General features: G+C 36.9%; 15 protein-coding genes. 7 read left to right on the top strand and 8 right to left on the bottom strand.

Going from position 1 to position 15,034, the window contains the following annotated elements; genetic code table 11:
* The first annotated feature begins 145 nt into the window (after positions 1-145).
* Complete coding sequence (locus V7083_RS04590; RefSeq protein WP_335475846.1) at positions 146-1,045, top strand: PhzF family phenazine biosynthesis protein; 900 nt, start codon at positions 146-148, stop codon at positions 1,043-1,045.
* 40 nt (positions 1,046-1,085) lie between these two features.
* Here V7083_RS04590 and V7083_RS04585 read toward each other — a convergent pair whose 3' ends face one another.
* Positions 1,086-1,964 (bottom strand): LysR family transcriptional regulator, encoded by an 879-nt coding sequence (locus tag V7083_RS04585; protein ID WP_335475844.1) that lies wholly within the window; start codon positions 1,962-1,964, stop codon positions 1,086-1,088.
* Positions 1,965-2,500: 536 nt separating this feature from the next.
* Complete coding sequence (locus V7083_RS04580; protein ID WP_335475841.1) at positions 2,501-3,727, bottom strand: alpha/beta hydrolase family protein; 1,227 nt, start codon at positions 3,725-3,727, stop codon at positions 2,501-2,503.
* Positions 3,728-3,909: 182 nt separating this feature from the next.
* Between V7083_RS04580 and V7083_RS04575 the strand changes: the two genes are divergently transcribed.
* From V7083_RS04575 to V7083_RS04555, 5 genes are all read left to right on the top strand, one after another.
* The gene (locus V7083_RS04575) at positions 3,910-4,461 is read left to right on the top strand and encodes a PadR family transcriptional regulator (protein WP_335475839.1); all 552 of its coding nucleotides are present in this window, start codon (positions 3,910-3,912) and stop codon (positions 4,459-4,461) included.
* A gap of 160 nt (positions 4,462-4,621) precedes the next feature.
* Positions 4,622-5,266: a VC0807 family protein gene (locus tag V7083_RS04570; protein ID WP_335475837.1), complete on the top strand. Its 645-nt coding sequence runs from the start codon at positions 4,622-4,624 to the stop codon at positions 5,264-5,266.
* A 34-nt stretch (positions 5,267-5,300) separates the two neighbouring features.
* On the top strand, positions 5,301-5,897 hold the full coding sequence (locus V7083_RS04565) for a TetR/AcrR family transcriptional regulator (protein ID WP_335475835.1): 597 nt from the start codon (positions 5,301-5,303) through the stop codon (positions 5,895-5,897).
* Between the two features lie 109 nt (positions 5,898-6,006).
* A complete protein-coding gene (locus V7083_RS04560) occupies positions 6,007-6,513 on the top strand; it encodes a GNAT family N-acetyltransferase (RefSeq protein ID WP_335475833.1) in 507 nt (168 codons plus the stop codon).
* Between the two features lie 21 nt (positions 6,514-6,534).
* A complete protein-coding gene (locus tag V7083_RS04555; protein ID WP_335475831.1) occupies positions 6,535-7,185 on the top strand; it encodes a DUF2306 domain-containing protein in 651 nt (216 codons plus the stop codon).
* Positions 7,186-7,504: 319 nt separating this feature from the next.
* Here V7083_RS04555 and V7083_RS04550 read toward each other — a convergent pair whose 3' ends face one another.
* The 5 genes from V7083_RS04550 to V7083_RS04530 all read right to left on the bottom strand — a co-directional run bounded on the left by V7083_RS04550 (position 7,505) and on the right by V7083_RS04530 (position 12,587).
* A complete protein-coding gene (locus V7083_RS04550; RefSeq protein WP_335475829.1) occupies positions 7,505-8,605 on the bottom strand; it encodes a GerAB/ArcD/ProY family transporter in 1,101 nt (366 codons plus the stop codon).
* Between the two features lie 22 nt (positions 8,606-8,627).
* Positions 8,628-8,840 carry a hypothetical protein gene (locus V7083_RS04545; RefSeq protein WP_335475827.1) on the bottom strand — a complete coding sequence of 71 codons (213 nt, stop codon included), beginning with the start codon at positions 8,838-8,840 and terminating at the stop codon, positions 8,628-8,630.
* Positions 8,841-8,844: 4 nt separating this feature from the next.
* The gene (locus V7083_RS04540) at positions 8,845-10,104 is read right to left on the bottom strand and encodes a Ger(x)C family spore germination protein (RefSeq protein ID WP_335475825.1); all 1,260 of its coding nucleotides are present in this window, start codon (positions 10,102-10,104) and stop codon (positions 8,845-8,847) included.
* Positions 10,105-10,129: 25 nt separating this feature from the next.
* Positions 10,130-11,659 carry a spore germination protein gene (locus tag V7083_RS04535; protein ID WP_335475823.1) on the bottom strand — a complete coding sequence of 510 codons (1,530 nt, stop codon included), beginning with the start codon at positions 11,657-11,659 and terminating at the stop codon, positions 10,130-10,132.
* Positions 11,660-11,951: 292 nt separating this feature from the next.
* A complete protein-coding gene (locus V7083_RS04530) occupies positions 11,952-12,587 on the bottom strand; it encodes an FMN-dependent NADH-azoreductase (RefSeq protein WP_335475821.1) in 636 nt (211 codons plus the stop codon).
* Between the two features lie 318 nt (positions 12,588-12,905).
* Here V7083_RS04530 and hpaB point away from each other — a divergent pair, with 318 nt between their 5' ends.
* The gene (gene hpaB, locus V7083_RS04525) at positions 12,906-14,342 is read left to right on the top strand and encodes a 4-hydroxyphenylacetate 3-monooxygenase, oxygenase component (RefSeq protein WP_335475819.1); all 1,437 of its coding nucleotides are present in this window, start codon (positions 12,906-12,908) and stop codon (positions 14,340-14,342) included.
* A gap of 41 nt (positions 14,343-14,383) precedes the next feature.
* Here the strand turns inward: hpaB and V7083_RS04520 are convergent.
* The coding region (locus V7083_RS04520; protein ID WP_335475817.1) for an ABC transporter ATP-binding protein at positions 14,384-15,034 on the bottom strand (651 nt) is incomplete at its 5' end.

The raw sequence follows: 15,034 nt of genomic DNA, 5'->3' as shown, positions 1-15,034 counted from the left end.
TATGAAACTGTTCCAGAAAAAATCTAAAAGAGCTTTTTATTCATTAGTATTTTCGATTTATTACATAAAAAAGATTCATTTTACTAATGCATCATCAGCGAATAGTATGGAGGTATGAAATAAATGTTTGAAAGGAGTTAATATGATGAGAGAAATAAGAATTTATCATGTTGATGCATTTACAACAGAAAAATTTGGAGGTAATACAGCGGGTGTCGTGTTAGATGCAGAAAAATTAACGGAAGATGAAATGCAAAGTATCGCAAAAGAATTAAATTTACCGGAATCCGTTTTTTTACTTCCTTCAAATAACGAGGACGTTGATTATAAAGTGAAATACTATACTCCTAGTGAAGAAATCAACTTTTGCGGGCATGCAACTGTTGGGTTAACCTGGCTTTTAGCAACTGAGTTTGGTCTATCAGAGAAAAAAGAAGGGATTGTCTTAGAAACCAATATAGGTAAAATACCGGTTGTATGGCATAAAGAAAAAAATGGAAACATAATTAATGTGGAGATGACACAAGTGACTCCAAAAACGCAAAATTTCACAATTGATCTGGAAGAGCTTAGTCATTTAATCGGCGTCAAAACTGAAAGTATAGACCCAACCTATCCAATCAAACTGGCGAGTACCGGAAACTGGCATTTGCTTGTTCCTATGAAAAATCAAATGTACATTGACAATGCGATGCCAGACTTAACGGCTTTAGGGAAGCATAATAAAGAACATAATATCAGCACGACACACCTTTATACTTTTAACACCTCGAAAGATTGTGATTTATATACCAGAGATTTCGCACCGGGTATTGGCATAGCAGAGGATCCTGTTACAGGGGCAGCAAACGGAGCATTAGCTGGTTTCCTCTACTTAGAAAGTGTTATACCTCAAAGTGAGATGACACACCTTAAAATAGCCCAAGGCGATGCGGTTGGAAGACCTGGAATGCTTTACGCGACTGTCATTCCGAATGAGTTAGAAGCAGTCATTAAGGTAGCTGGGGCAGCAACCATCACCATTCGCGGTATCCTAACGATATAAACATAACAGCTTGAATGAAGATCCTTCCTAAGGACTTCTCTTATTCAAGCTGGTCTGATTTAAATTGTTCTTTTATGGTCTCGATAAATTTCTTTATGGAAGGAGCCGCTTGCTTAAAAGATTTTAACGCTAAGCCGATTTCACGAAACAAAACCGTTTCTAATGGAATCCTTTTCATGTTTTGAATATTTTTCGGTATGACCATTTCTGGGATAATAGTGATCCCCAGCCCTTCTTGAACCATAGAAATGATGGTATTGTTATCCTCTATTTCAAAAATAACATTAGGATGTACATTATTTTCTCTTAGATACCTCTTTATTAAAATATCGCAACCTGCTTTTGGCATAATAAATGATTCATTATGAATTGATTTGACTTTAACTGTTTTCAGCGTGTTCAATCGATGATTTTCAGGTACTAAAACAAATAATTCGTCTTTTAGTAATGGAATGGTATCAAATTCTTTAACTGGAATCGTTAAAAAACCAATATCAACCGTTCCTGATGTGATCCAATCTTTGATATCGTCGTAGCCGCCCTCATATAACTCTATTTGGATGCCAGGATATTTATTGTTGAAGCTACGAATGAGACCTGGAAGAAATCTAGATGAAAAACTGGGAAAAGTACCAATTTTAATTTTTCCTACTTCGATTCCTTGTATAAGTGCTGCTTCCTGCTCAAGCAATTTCGCATGATAAATGAGCTTACGAATATGCGGTAAAACTCGCTCTCCCGCATCAGTTAAAGATATTCCGTTTCGATTACGCCTAAGCAATATAATTCCTAATTCTGTTTCAAGTGTTGAAATGTTATGACTAACTCCTGATTGAGACAACCCCAGTTTTTCGCCGGCTTTTGTAAAGCTGCCGCTTTCAACAACCGCTAAAAAAACTTCGTACTGAAAAATAGCCAATATCATCCCCCCATTCAGTCCTTATTTTATACTTTATTTTGGACTTAACTGTATTTAGATTTGGTTTGAAGCCCATCTATCGCTTAAGAAATCGGTAGGATATTCCACAATAATCTCAACCTATTTTAATAATATTAAAAAAGGCTATCTTGAGTATACAGATAAGCCTTTTATATAAGGTTATTCATTTAACCACCCTCATTTACTTATGGTACGGTTCACCGTGACGAATCTAAATGAGGTTTTTCCATTTCTCCTAACTATAAAAACCCTTGTTTTTTTAAAATCTGTAACTTAAATACTTTTCAATCGTATTTTTTATCACTCTTGAATTGGTCATGTTCTTAAGTTCAACAGCCAGTTCCTTTAACATCACTTTTTTATCGATTGACGTAAATAATGCTCTCTCAACTTGTGGGAGTTGTTCAAAACATTCAGCAAACCTGCAACCACCATTTCGTCGTTATCTAAGATAGTAGTTAATTTTAATGTTTTCATAGATTGTCCAGTCTCCACAATAGTATTAGTAACTTTTTTTATAAAGCAGAAAGGGTAGTTTGATTATTCAAGCCACTTTCTATATTCAATGTCTCATCTAACCATTCAAACATTCGTTGATTAAAGTAAACAAGTGCCCCAAATTGACAGTGTTCCTCTGCACCATCTTCAGCAGTAAAACTTAAAAATGTCTTTGGACAGGTTAAAGCATCATAAAGCATCTTTGGCTGTCCGGCAAAAAAGTGATCGGCTTCTGCCTCACAAACTAATGTTGGGCACTTTATCTTATCGGCCACTCCCTCAAGTGTGATGGCATCTGTTTTCTCAATAAGGTCTATAACCGACGAAGCTCCATAGGTAAACATTCCATTTTCAATAGCCCATTGAACATTCGTACTTTGTCTCATTAAAAATTGAACGAACTCCTCCATAAATGCTGGCTTATTAAACTCCTCTTCGCTTCCTTGGTAAAACTTCCTCCCCATTTCACGGAATTGATTGGAAAATAACCCATCATTGGCGATACATGCAGCTAAACGGTGTTCAAAGGCAGCAGCACGTGGTGCTAAATATCCACCCAGACTAATTCCTAATAGGGCTATTTTTTTCGTATCAACTTCTGACCTTGTTACCAAATAATCGACAACAGGTGTGACAACCTTTTCCCAATCATAACGAAAAGGAATTTTTTGTTCACGAATCACTGATCCTTGCCCTGGTCCTTCAAAGGTTAAACAATTATAGCCTCGTTCAAGGGCCGATACCCCCACTTCAAAATATAATTCCTCTCCTGTTGAATCAAATCCACCATGTACTAGTAATGTTGGTCGAATTTTTTTATCTACACTATAAAAATAACCAGGGATAGTGGTATCTTCATAGGGAATTTCTACTTTCTCAACAGAAATATTTAGTAACTTAATGGCTTTGTGAAAGGCATGACGACTTTTCCCCCATGTATCCAATATACGTGGGTCTTGTTGATTTCCATGCAGGAAAAATTCAGCTGTCCGGTAGTAGTTAGAGGCACGTAAATAATTTTCCTTTGCATTTACTAATTTTCCACGCTCCAAACTTTCTTCACCATATGCAAAAACACGTTCAGCTGTTTTATACCATTCTGTATACCAACTTTCCATATCCCCTTCTCTAATCCGATACGCTGTAGCAAGACATTCACCGATATCAGCTCCACCGAATGGAGCGTAACTTAACGTTCTTAACAGTTCAAAAGAAAAAGTGTCATCATTGAAAATTAATTTCATCAATAATCTCTCCTTTATGATTCTATAGGTTATTTTTAACACATGTAAAAAGTATCATAAATAGGATTTATATGTCAATAAAAACATATGTTAATACTAACCTATGTTAAGAACTTGAATATTCATTTTAAACAAGATATAGTATATAGGTCGTAAATTATTAATGAATAGGTGATATTTCTATGAGCTCTATACGAAAAGCAATGCTTACCTTACTGGCGCGTGAGCCATTAACTGGATACGATATAAAACAACAAATGAATACGAGAATGGGAGCATTTTGGAAAGCGAATAATAATCAAGTTTATCCAGAGTTATCGAAAATGGAGGAAGAGGGTTTGATACGTCTTAAAGAGGTAGAACACGACTCTTATCGTCCACCTCGGAAGGTATACGAAATTACTCAAGCTGGAAAAGAGTCATTGATTGAATGGACAATTGAGCCTGTAGAAATAGCTACCATCAAGGATGAGTTTCTTGTTAAGGCTTATAACACATGGTTAGTCGACCCAGAAAAGATGTTGATTCGAATCGAAGAGGCAAGGAATCTACATATTGAAAAATTATCCATCTATTTAGACAAAATGGAGGAACTTAAAGGGATGCTTGATCCTAACTTGAAATTTGATCCAATTTCTTCAAGTATGGACGTAGTGGAGCATGGAATTCTTTATGAACGTATGTATATACAATGGTGTGACAAGGTAATAAAGAAACTACAAAAATCAAAATGAGACTTATTAAAAAAACTGCATGTTATGTTGGTAAAGTTGTAGCCTCCAATATACCTTGCAGTTTTTTTGTTAAAATTTTCAAGAAACAAATTGACAAACCGACCGTCGGTTTGTATGATTGGGATATAAATACAATACAGGAAAGTAAGGAGTGATAAAATTGACCCTATCCTCTAAAAGAAAGGTCATTCAATCCATAATCGTCAGTATCTTAATAAACGGAGTCGTACCTGTTGTCGTCTATAATTTACTCCTGGACTATTTCACAAGTTTTGTTTCATTGCTCCTTGCAACGCTGGTCCCACTGCTGGATAATCTATATCATATTGTGAAATATAGAAAGTTTGATGCTTTTGGACTGTTTATGCTGACGGGCTTCATTCTTAGTCTATTGGCGTTTTTATTAGGCGGCAGCGAGAAATTGATTTTAATGAGAGAGTCGTTAGTCACGGGAATATTAGGCCTTATCTTTATTGGTTCCCTCTTCTATTCCAAACCGCTCATTTATCATTTTGCGATTAGATTCAGTTCTAAGGATGAGTCAGATCAGAAAAGCAAGTTTGCGAATAACTGGGAGTTCTCCTATTTTCGCTTCGTCATCCGCTTAATGACAGCTGTGTGGGGAATTGCCCTATTAGCGGAGGCAGTCATTAAAACGATCCTTGTGTATGAACTCTCGATTTCTGCTTTCTTAGCCGTTTCACAAATTATTTTCTACAGCGTGCTCGGGGTCACAATTTTATGGACGGTCATCTATCGCAGATACGCAAAAACCCGTCTAGATTTATTAATAAATGAAAAATGATACATCAAGTAATTTAATAAGGAAGGTACAAAAAATGTCTAATCCAACTTCTCATGATAATCTAAGCTTTCAGAATATCTTAATATCAACAGAGGAACTTATTCTGGAAAAAGGCTGCAGGAATACGACACTCAAAGACATTATTGAAAGAACGGGTCTTTCCAAAGGGGCTATTTATCATTATGTTGCTAGCAAAGATGAATTGTATGGACTTATTTTAAAAACCAAAATAGAACAAATGAATGAAAAATTTAATCAGTTAATTACTCATTCTATGGGAACTGCCCCAGATGCGGGACGGTTTGGCATGGCCACTCAATATTTCCATTCCCGACAGAATTCAAATGATGTAGGGAATCTAATATTCGTATACCTGTTAAGCCAGGATGATGAAAAAGTGAAAAGCATTTTAAAAAGTGTTTATCAGTATAGTAAGGCAACAGGTGTTCAATGGATTGAGTTGGGGCAACAAAATGGTGTGATCCCCCCAAATATCGATGCAGAGAAAATGGCCACCTTATTTATGACTTTTTCCTATGGCCTTAGGGTAACGCAAATCCTTTCCTCTTCTGAAGATGAGCAAGTAGCAACAAGTGATATTTTTAAATTACTTATCAGAACACTATCATAGATTATTCGATTAAAAAATAAAGTATGTTGGGCAAAATCCGAATAAGGATTCTCCCGTTCCTCAAACAAACCGACTGTCGGTTTATTTTTTAGAGCAAGAGGTGATGATCATGGAATTCGTAGCAATTCGATTACAAGAATTACCCGAAGTGAATCAATTTTATACTGAAGTCACTTCTGATTTAAGAAGAAAGGGTATTAATCAATGGGATCGTTTCTACCCCAACAGTTTTGTTATGAAAAAGGACTTAAAAAATGGAACTTTTTTTGGAATGAAAATGGAAAATCACCTGATTGGTGCCATCGTTCTCGATACGAAAGAAAGCAAACAGTATTTGAAACTTCAATGGGAAGATCATACAGGCAGGCCATTAATTATTCATCGATTAGCTGTCCATCCTTGCCACCAAGGTAAAGGAATAGGAAAAAGGCTGCTAAACTTTGCTGAAGAATATGCTTTGGAAAAAGGGCATACCAGTATTCGATTGGATGTGTATTCCCAAAACCGTTCGGCTATTGAGATGTATGAAAAAGCTGGTTATCAAAAAAGAGGGTCTATCAGATTTCCATTAAGAAAAGTGCCTTACCTATGTTTCGAAAAGATCATAAGAATATAGATTACTAGGAGGAATATGCTGGTGAAAAAAAGTAAAAAAGTAAATCCTGCTGTAATTGGGCTTTATGTTACAGTTCTACTATTCAGCGCTTATATATTCGTGATGTTTTTTGTCATTGGGACCGAAAACGCACCGATGGTGAAAGGAAAAATGGAGGGCGAAAACTTTAATTTGCCTATTTGGGAAGCTTTTTTCTATCCTCATATTATCCTTGGTACAATTGCACTGGCAATCGGTCCGTTCCAATTGACTAAAATGAGCCGTAAAAACCCAAAGCTACATCGGAATTTAGGAAAAATTTATGGGTTTACCATTTTTATTAATGTATTGCTGGTACCTTACATTTCTCTTTTTTCTACAGGCGGCAGGTCAACTATGATTGCCTTCCTCGTATTGAATGCCTTTTGGCTTGTGACAACAGCTATGGGAGTCCTTCGGGGATTCCAGAAAAGAATCCCCTCACATAAAACTTGGATTTTACGTAGTTATGCCATCACATGGGTTTTCGTTACCTTTAGAATTGCTGTTATTCCATTCTCTGCTTTTTTGGATGCATCCAACAGTTTTCCGATAGCCGTTTACCTTTCAATTGCTTTAAATCTCTTTTTTGTTGAATGGAAAAGGAAAAAGGAAAAAAAAGACGCTTTGTTTCATAATTCAATTGTACAATAAAAAATCAGGTGAGAAATTCGCCTGATTTTTTTAACTTATAATTTTCCAACCCTTCTAATAGAAAACCTCATTTACTTATGGTAAGGTTCACCGCACCTAATGGGAAGGTTATTAAAAAATTACAAATTATAAACTAACTATCGAAACAAACATATTTTAACAGTACTGATTTTTTTACTAGCAGCTTTAAAAATAGTACCAGTTGATTGACAGGGTTTTCTATTATTTGTCTTTAATGAAGAGCTCCGGCAAATAAGAAAAGGACATCCATCGATATCCCTTTTCCATTCACTATACTTTTATAAAATCAGTTTCAAACCTACACATTAACCAGTACTTTTCTCTTTCGCCTTACTACAGCCCAAAGGATAAAAAGAAGTGGCAGAACTCCCCCCATTAAAATATTTAGGGGTACATAGGTCTTAAATAAGAATTCTGTTAACTCAATGAAATTTTTAGAGAAAAAAATTGCCCCAACACCTATTAACCATCCTAATGGAACAATCAGTGGCTGGTAGGTCGATATCCTGAGTATTTGTGCGGTACCAAGGCTAAGACCATAAAAGAATAATGAAATCCTAACCATTAAACCAACAGTCCAAAATAAAATCGCAATAGCATCAAATCGATTTACAACTTCCCCCGCCTCAATATAACGAACCTCTGTAAAGGTAGGAAATGACATATTTGCCGCTTCATCAGGGCCAAATAAGGCAACTGGCCCAGTGATTGGTCCCAAAAAGAAAAGCAAAGTGATCCCCACTGCATATAAACCCGTCTTGATTAGTTTTTCCGGGTGCTTTACATATGGCAGAACCATGCCTAAAACAACAAATTCTCCGAACCATCCCATTATGGATATGGATCCTTTTACAACAGGGAAAACACCATTGCCCATGATGGGGAGAAGGTTTCCATAGTCCTTGTCATTTTGAAAGGTCATAAATACAACAAATACAGCCGCCAATACTAGGACTGGCAGCATAATTTGGTTAATTCGTGCCAATGTTTCTAATCCTAAGTAAACTATAAAGGCAGTTAATAAAAGAATGACAGAGATGAAGGCCCATAAAGGAGTCTCTTCCATAATAATTTTATAGGCTTCACCAAATAATCGTACCCCTAAAACGGCCATTATATAAAAATAGAGCAAATAGATAATCCCCAATATTTTCCCAATCCATGAAAAATGTTGAAAGAGAATTTCTATCAAGGAAAGCCCAGGAAAACGTTGAGCCAATTTCGACAGGGCTAGGATTCCAATTAAACTCAAAATAGAACCAACGATTCCGGCAAGCCAACCGTCTTGCTTACTTTGATCTAGTACTAAGGTGAGCAAAATCAAGTGTCCAATGATAGTTAAAGAGGTGATGGCAAGCATGGCTGCCTGAACATTGCTGATTTGTCCTTTTTCGCCCATAACGCTCTCCTACTTTCTATTTTTATAGGGGGGATAAAAGATTTAATAATTTTGCTATGGATAACACATTCTGAACTTTATAAATCGCCAGCACCCCGGCAACAATGGTCAAACCGATAATTCCTAGCTGAACCGCTAAAATTTTATACTCTTTCTGTTTCCAAATATAGTACACGTGGAGACCAGCAGAACCAAGAACCAGAATAATAAATAAAAGACATAGAAAAATATTCATATCTTCACCTTTCCCGAAGTCCATAACGTGAAATATTGGTAATGACTTTCATCTGAACCGGCATCTCTTTTAATCCGCCGCTTCTCCACCCCGAAGAAATATCTTTCCATTCATTTGGGTATTTGCGATAGATGGACTCTCCAAAGTAAAAAACATCTGCTTGCCATTCTTGCTTTACTTTGACAAATGTATGATTTACCTCTTGCTTAATTTTATCTTTTAACTTCATATTTATCTTTTCCATTTCATCTGAACTCAAATTTACATTCTGACAAGTAATTTGTCCGATATCTCCATCTACCTTGATCGTTACGCTCATTTTTGGTTTACCATTTACGATCCGAGGAGTACTTTCGGAGCTAGTTTGGTTAATTTGTAAACTAATGGTTCCACTATCATCATTCGGACAACTCAAAATCACAACATCATTTTTTAATTTCCCATTGACCCAAAGAACACCGCGTGTTTCGTCTTTGTCAAGCCATCCAATAAGGTGATCTCTTTTGAAGACAGCTGTACCTTGGATGCTGAATGTATCTGTATTTTGTTTCATGTCGGAATCTTTTTTCTGCGAATCCTGGCTGCTTGCATCTTTTACATAATTTTTGCCAGACACAACTTGCTCCAACTGTATTCCCTCGTCACCAGCTGCGCTAATCTCACCAGTAAATGGGTCTTTCATTTTCATTGAGAGATCTTCAGTAAATTGACTGAGATTTTGAACCATGCTTGACATAGTACGTCGCTTTGTTTTGGTGAAGGTTACTATTTCTGATCCTAACGGGTTTTTTAACTGTGTAGGTTTGTTGATAATATCGCTAGCCTTCCCTTTCGTGATCAATAATTTTATGTTTGGTCGAAAACCATTTTCCCTTCTTAAAAAATCCAATGATTCTTTCATGCTTTCGCTTGCGGCTTTTTCCCCAAATATGACAACCTGAACATGTCCCAAATAGATTTCCTTTGAAAGGGAGGAAGCAAGAAGGCTCATTGATTCCAACAAACTCCTACCTTTACTTGTGAGGATTAATTCCTTGTCTTTTGTGCTGCCGGAAGTTGATTGGTAAGGTCTGTTCTCCGGTTTAGGAATTAATGCCGTTAATTCAAATTGACCAGCTTCATTTTTGTCAATCCCAACTACATTTAAAATGGCAAGATCATTCGCTTCCCGGCTGCTCCAACAACCTGTTAATGTAAAGGAACTTATACATAGGATAAAAGATAACAAAAAGCATCGTGTACTCCCAAGATCATGTTTTATCATTGGCATCACCCTCTTTAAGTTTCCTTTAAAGATTGTCTTCATTAGGACCTGTACGACGTATGTTTTCTATGTCCAACCCAGGCTGGCGCGTTTCGATTGCCCACCATGGAGCCCTTATAAACACATCTTTCCATCCTTCTTTTCTACCAGGGGAGATAGGTGAAAAATAGGGAACACCGAAAGAACGCAAACTGACTAAATGTGCAAGTGCAAACATTAGTCCAACCAGTATCCCCATAAATCCAAAAAATCCAGCTAAAAACAGCATGGGTAATCCTAATATTCGGATCACTTGATGAAATGCATAGTTTGGTAAAATAAACGAAACCATGGCTGCCACTGAGACAGAAATAGCCATTACTGGCCCGATAATCCCTGCTTGAACAGCAATTTGACTGACTAATACAAGCCCTAATATAGTAGTAACTGCACCACCAAACACTTTTGGCATCCGAAGTCCGGCCTCTCGGACCAATTCAAACGTTATAAACATGAATATGGCTTCTACTAAAACCGGATATGGCAAACCTTCCCGACTTGCCGCGATATTAATCAATAGCGGAGTTTGAAGCAAATCCTGGTGAAACGTGGTCATGGCCAAGATAAAACTTGGAAGAATGAGTGTAACGAAAAGCCCCAATAACCGAATCCAGCGGGTAAATGTAGCGATTAAAGATCCATTATAATAATCTTCATTCGAGTGAAGAAATTCAACAAAGACAGCTGGTGCAGTTAATACAAATGGGGTTCCATCCGTTAAAATTGCAACCTTACCATCTAGCAAGCTTGCACATACCCGATCCGGACGTTCCGTGCTATATACAGTTGGAAAAGGAGACCATCTTGAGTCTGCAATTATTGATTCTAAATAATGGCTTTCTAAGATCCCATCAATATCAATAAGAGAAAGCCTCCTGCTTACTTCTTCTACCACCTTTTCATCAGCTATCCCCTTAATATAAACCACTATTAACTCTGTATTGGTCTGCCTTCCTACTCGTAAATGTCTCACCTTAAGTGAAGGATTTCGCAACTTCCTGCGAATTAGCATCAAATTTGTTCCGATATTTTCCACAAATCCTTCTCTCGGCCCTCTTACTAAGGATTCTGATGGTGGTTCTTGCACCTGCCTTCCTGCTTCTTTAACGGTAGAAAACAAAAAGGCATGATCCATTTGATCAACCAACAACACCGTATTCCCGGTCAAAATATGGTCAATGACGGATTTCAAATTTTTAACATTATTTATATTGCTAAACGGGAAACAATTACGAATAGATACTCGAATATCATCGGAAGACCCCTTCTTCAACAGACCACGGGAATTAGTGAGACCCTGCTCTATTTCATTCAGAGCATGATCACTTGCCATTTCTGATAAATAGAAAATACATCCCCGTATATGATCGAAATTAACCATTTGAAAGATAAAATCATCACAATCAGCAAATGTAGTTTGCAAAAGAGACAAATTTTCATCTAATGAAAATGATAGCTCTGTTTGTATGAAATAATGATCCGGTAAAGATTTATTTCTAAATTGCAATCTTTTCATCAAGAATAGCCTCCCTTTTTAGGTATTATGTTAATAAAAGGAAAAGATATTCAAAATTTCTACATACTTCAATATAAAAAATACAAAGGTAGATTTATCCAAATGTGATTAGATATTCATGGGATGTCGGATCCAGACATTATTTTTCTAAACGCTTTAGACATGAATTCTTTAAACCCCATTTTGTCATCCAATAAATTAGGTAAATAGAAAAGGATCATTAGCCCTTTATAACGGACTAATAATCCTAGGAATTATGATCTAAATTTAATGAACTAAGGGCTTTGGATTATTAAAAAGTATGTGCCATATCCTTCGCACGAGCAATGGCTTTTTCTTTTATTTCCTGCGCTTTATCCGGCATTGCATTATGTCCTTCGACAAATAATCCTTCAAAGGATGGTACTCCGTAAAACTGCATGATAACCTCTAGATAGCGATGACCCATTTCCATCTGCGCTGCTGGCCCTTCAGAATAAATTCCGCCGCGCGCTTGAATATGTAGGGCTTTTTTCTCGGTTAAAAGACCTACAGGACCTTGTTCCGTATACTTAAAGGTTTTTCCAGCTACTGATACCGCATCGATGTAAGCTTTCATAACCGGCGGAAAAGAAAAATTCCATAAAGGTGTGACAAACACATATTTATCTGCAGAAACGAATTGATCGCATAGCTCGGAGAGTCGACCAACCTTAGCTTTTTCATCAGCTGAAAGTTCATCAAACCCTGAACCGCTTCTCAATTTCCCCCAACCGCTAAAAACGTCAACATCAAGTTCGGGGATCGTTTCTTTGTATAGATCTAAATTGATAATTTCATGGTCTGAATGGACTTCCTTGTATGAGTCAATAAATGCCTTCCCAACTGCCATGCTGTAAGACTGAGTATCATCGTGAGGATGAGCTGTAATGTACAATAATTTCGTCATTCGATTTATCTCCTTAATTTTTAATTTTACATTTTAGTTTTTGCTACAACAAATGAACTATACGCTTTACGTTTTTGATTTAAAAACAAAAAGGGATTTTGCTTATCCACAGATCCCCTATTTTCAATTGAGTATCGGCTTCTACTAATATTTGCTCGAATTTTACCATAATGGCCCTCAAATTTCTGAATTCTCTAAGCAACGCCCTTTATTTGATTTTACATTAATTGGGTAGAACTCGTTTATAGGGTTGGCAATAAAATAGAACTAGCTAGACAAATTAAAAAATGAAAAGGCTCCTTTAAGGAGAGGGTTACAGTGGGAGCGATTACTGGAAAACAATTTATAGATCGGATAAATCAATTAAAATCCAACATCTGGATAGATGGAAAGCAAATTAATGAAAAATTATCAGAACACCCAGCATTTAAAGGAATCATCAAAAGCAAGGCTTCTCTTTATGATCTCCAGCATGATCCTGTTCTCTCGGAAAAATTAACCTTTACTGAGTTTAATGATAAAATTGGCCTTTCCTTTTTACAGCCAAAAACGATTGAGGACTTATTTAAAAGACGGAATATGTTTGAGATTTGGGCTAAGAATACAAACGGGATGATGGGAAGAAGTCCTGATTATATGAATACAGTAGTAATGGCGTTTGCCTCTTCTGCTTCTTATTTAAATAGTAAAGAAAACTGCTTCCCCAAAAATATTACGGCACTTTATCAGAGGGCGATGAAAGATGATTTATCTTTTACTCATACATTTATTACTCCTCAGGTCAATCGTTCCCAGTTGATGTGGGTAAACTCAAAAGAACCGATTTCTGCAAAAGTAGTGGAAAAAAATGATCAGGGAATCATTATTAAAGGGGCTCGCCTTTTAGCAACCCAAGGCGGTTTAACAGATGAAGTGCTGGTTTATTCTGCTGGTGGAGTATATGACCTTGATTCTGCTTATGCATTTTCTATTCCTTCAGATACAGAAGGATTGAAATTTATTTGCCGCCAATCTTTTGTTGGGGGAGAATCGACCTTTAATTTCCCCTTAAGTTCACGGTTTGAAGAAATGGATACTTTATTGGTCTTTGACTATGTACTAGTACCATGGGAGAGGGTATTTTTTTACGATAATATTGAAGTTGCCAATACCTTTATCCTGCAAAGCTCTTTTCATTCTAATGCCTTTCATCAAGTCATCACCAGACAAATTGTCAAAACGGAATTTATATTAGGCCTAGCAGAGCTTCTTGTGAACGCAATCAATATAGGAGAATACTTGCACATAAAGAATAAATTATCCGAAATCGTTATGGGACTTGAAACGATGAAAGCACTATTACAAAAAGCAGAGAATGAAGCAGCGTTGGATGATTCGGGATTTATGCGGCCAAATCTATTGCCTCTCCAGGTTGCTAGTAATATTTTCCCCAAAATATACCCAAGGTTTTGTGAAATCATTCAAATTATTGGGGCCAGCGGTATCATTACGTTGCCAACGGAAGAAGATTTCAATTCAGAAATCAGGGGTGATCTTGACCAATACTTACAAGGAGCCTGTTGTAATGCAGTGGATCGTGTAAAAATTTTTCGACTGGCATGGGAACTCACGATGAGTTCATTCGGAACGCGACAAACACAATATGAACGTTATTTCTTTGGTGACCCTGTACGGTTATCCGGTAGTTTGTACAATTCATTTGTAAAAGAACCTTATGTTGCGCGAGTGAAGGAATTTTTGGAGATAGATGATTGAGAAACCAGGTTAGTCTTGAACTGACCTGGTTTTATTCAAAACTAGTTCATTTGCAATTTAGAAAGCAATGGCCTTTGGTTTTGCCATGACACTTGGACAGGGGCTTCAAAAAAATCGCTCAACCTTTCATTTGATAACATGTCTGTCGTCTCCCCGGCTGCAAAAACTTGTCCTTTTTTTAGCAATAAGGTCTTATTAAAAATAGGCAAAATTTCTTCAACATGATGGGTTACATAAATAATCGTAGCTGCCTCTGGTTTCTTTGCAATTTTCTCAATCGAATCCATCAGGTGTTCTCGAGCTATGAAATCCAGCCCATTAGTGGGTTCATCCAAAATAAGAATGTTTGGATCAGCCATTAAGGCCCTTGCAATTTGAATCCGCTGCTTTTCACCCTGAGACAAGGTCTCATAGCTTCGGTCCGCATACTCTATACACCCAAGGTCCTGAAGAAGGCCAACCGCTTTTTGTCGCATCTCATCTGTGGGGGTTTCATAAAGTCCAATCGAAGCAAATGCCCCGCTTAAAACGACTTCAAAAGCAGGGTCACTTGAATATAATTTTTCTTGTATAGAACTTGAAACAAATCCAATTTGTTTACGCAGCTTTTCCCCCAGATAGGTTTTACCAAATTCCATTCCTAAAACAGAAATATTCCCCTTAGTAGGGAAATAAAATGCATTCAACAAATT

Origin of the sequence: Bacillus sp. JJ1764 (assembly GCF_036962145.1) — a bacterium.
Classification (GTDB): domain Bacteria; phylum Bacillota; class Bacilli; order Bacillales; family Cytobacillaceae; genus Neobacillus.
This window is presented reverse-complemented; position numbering and strand designations above follow the sequence as displayed.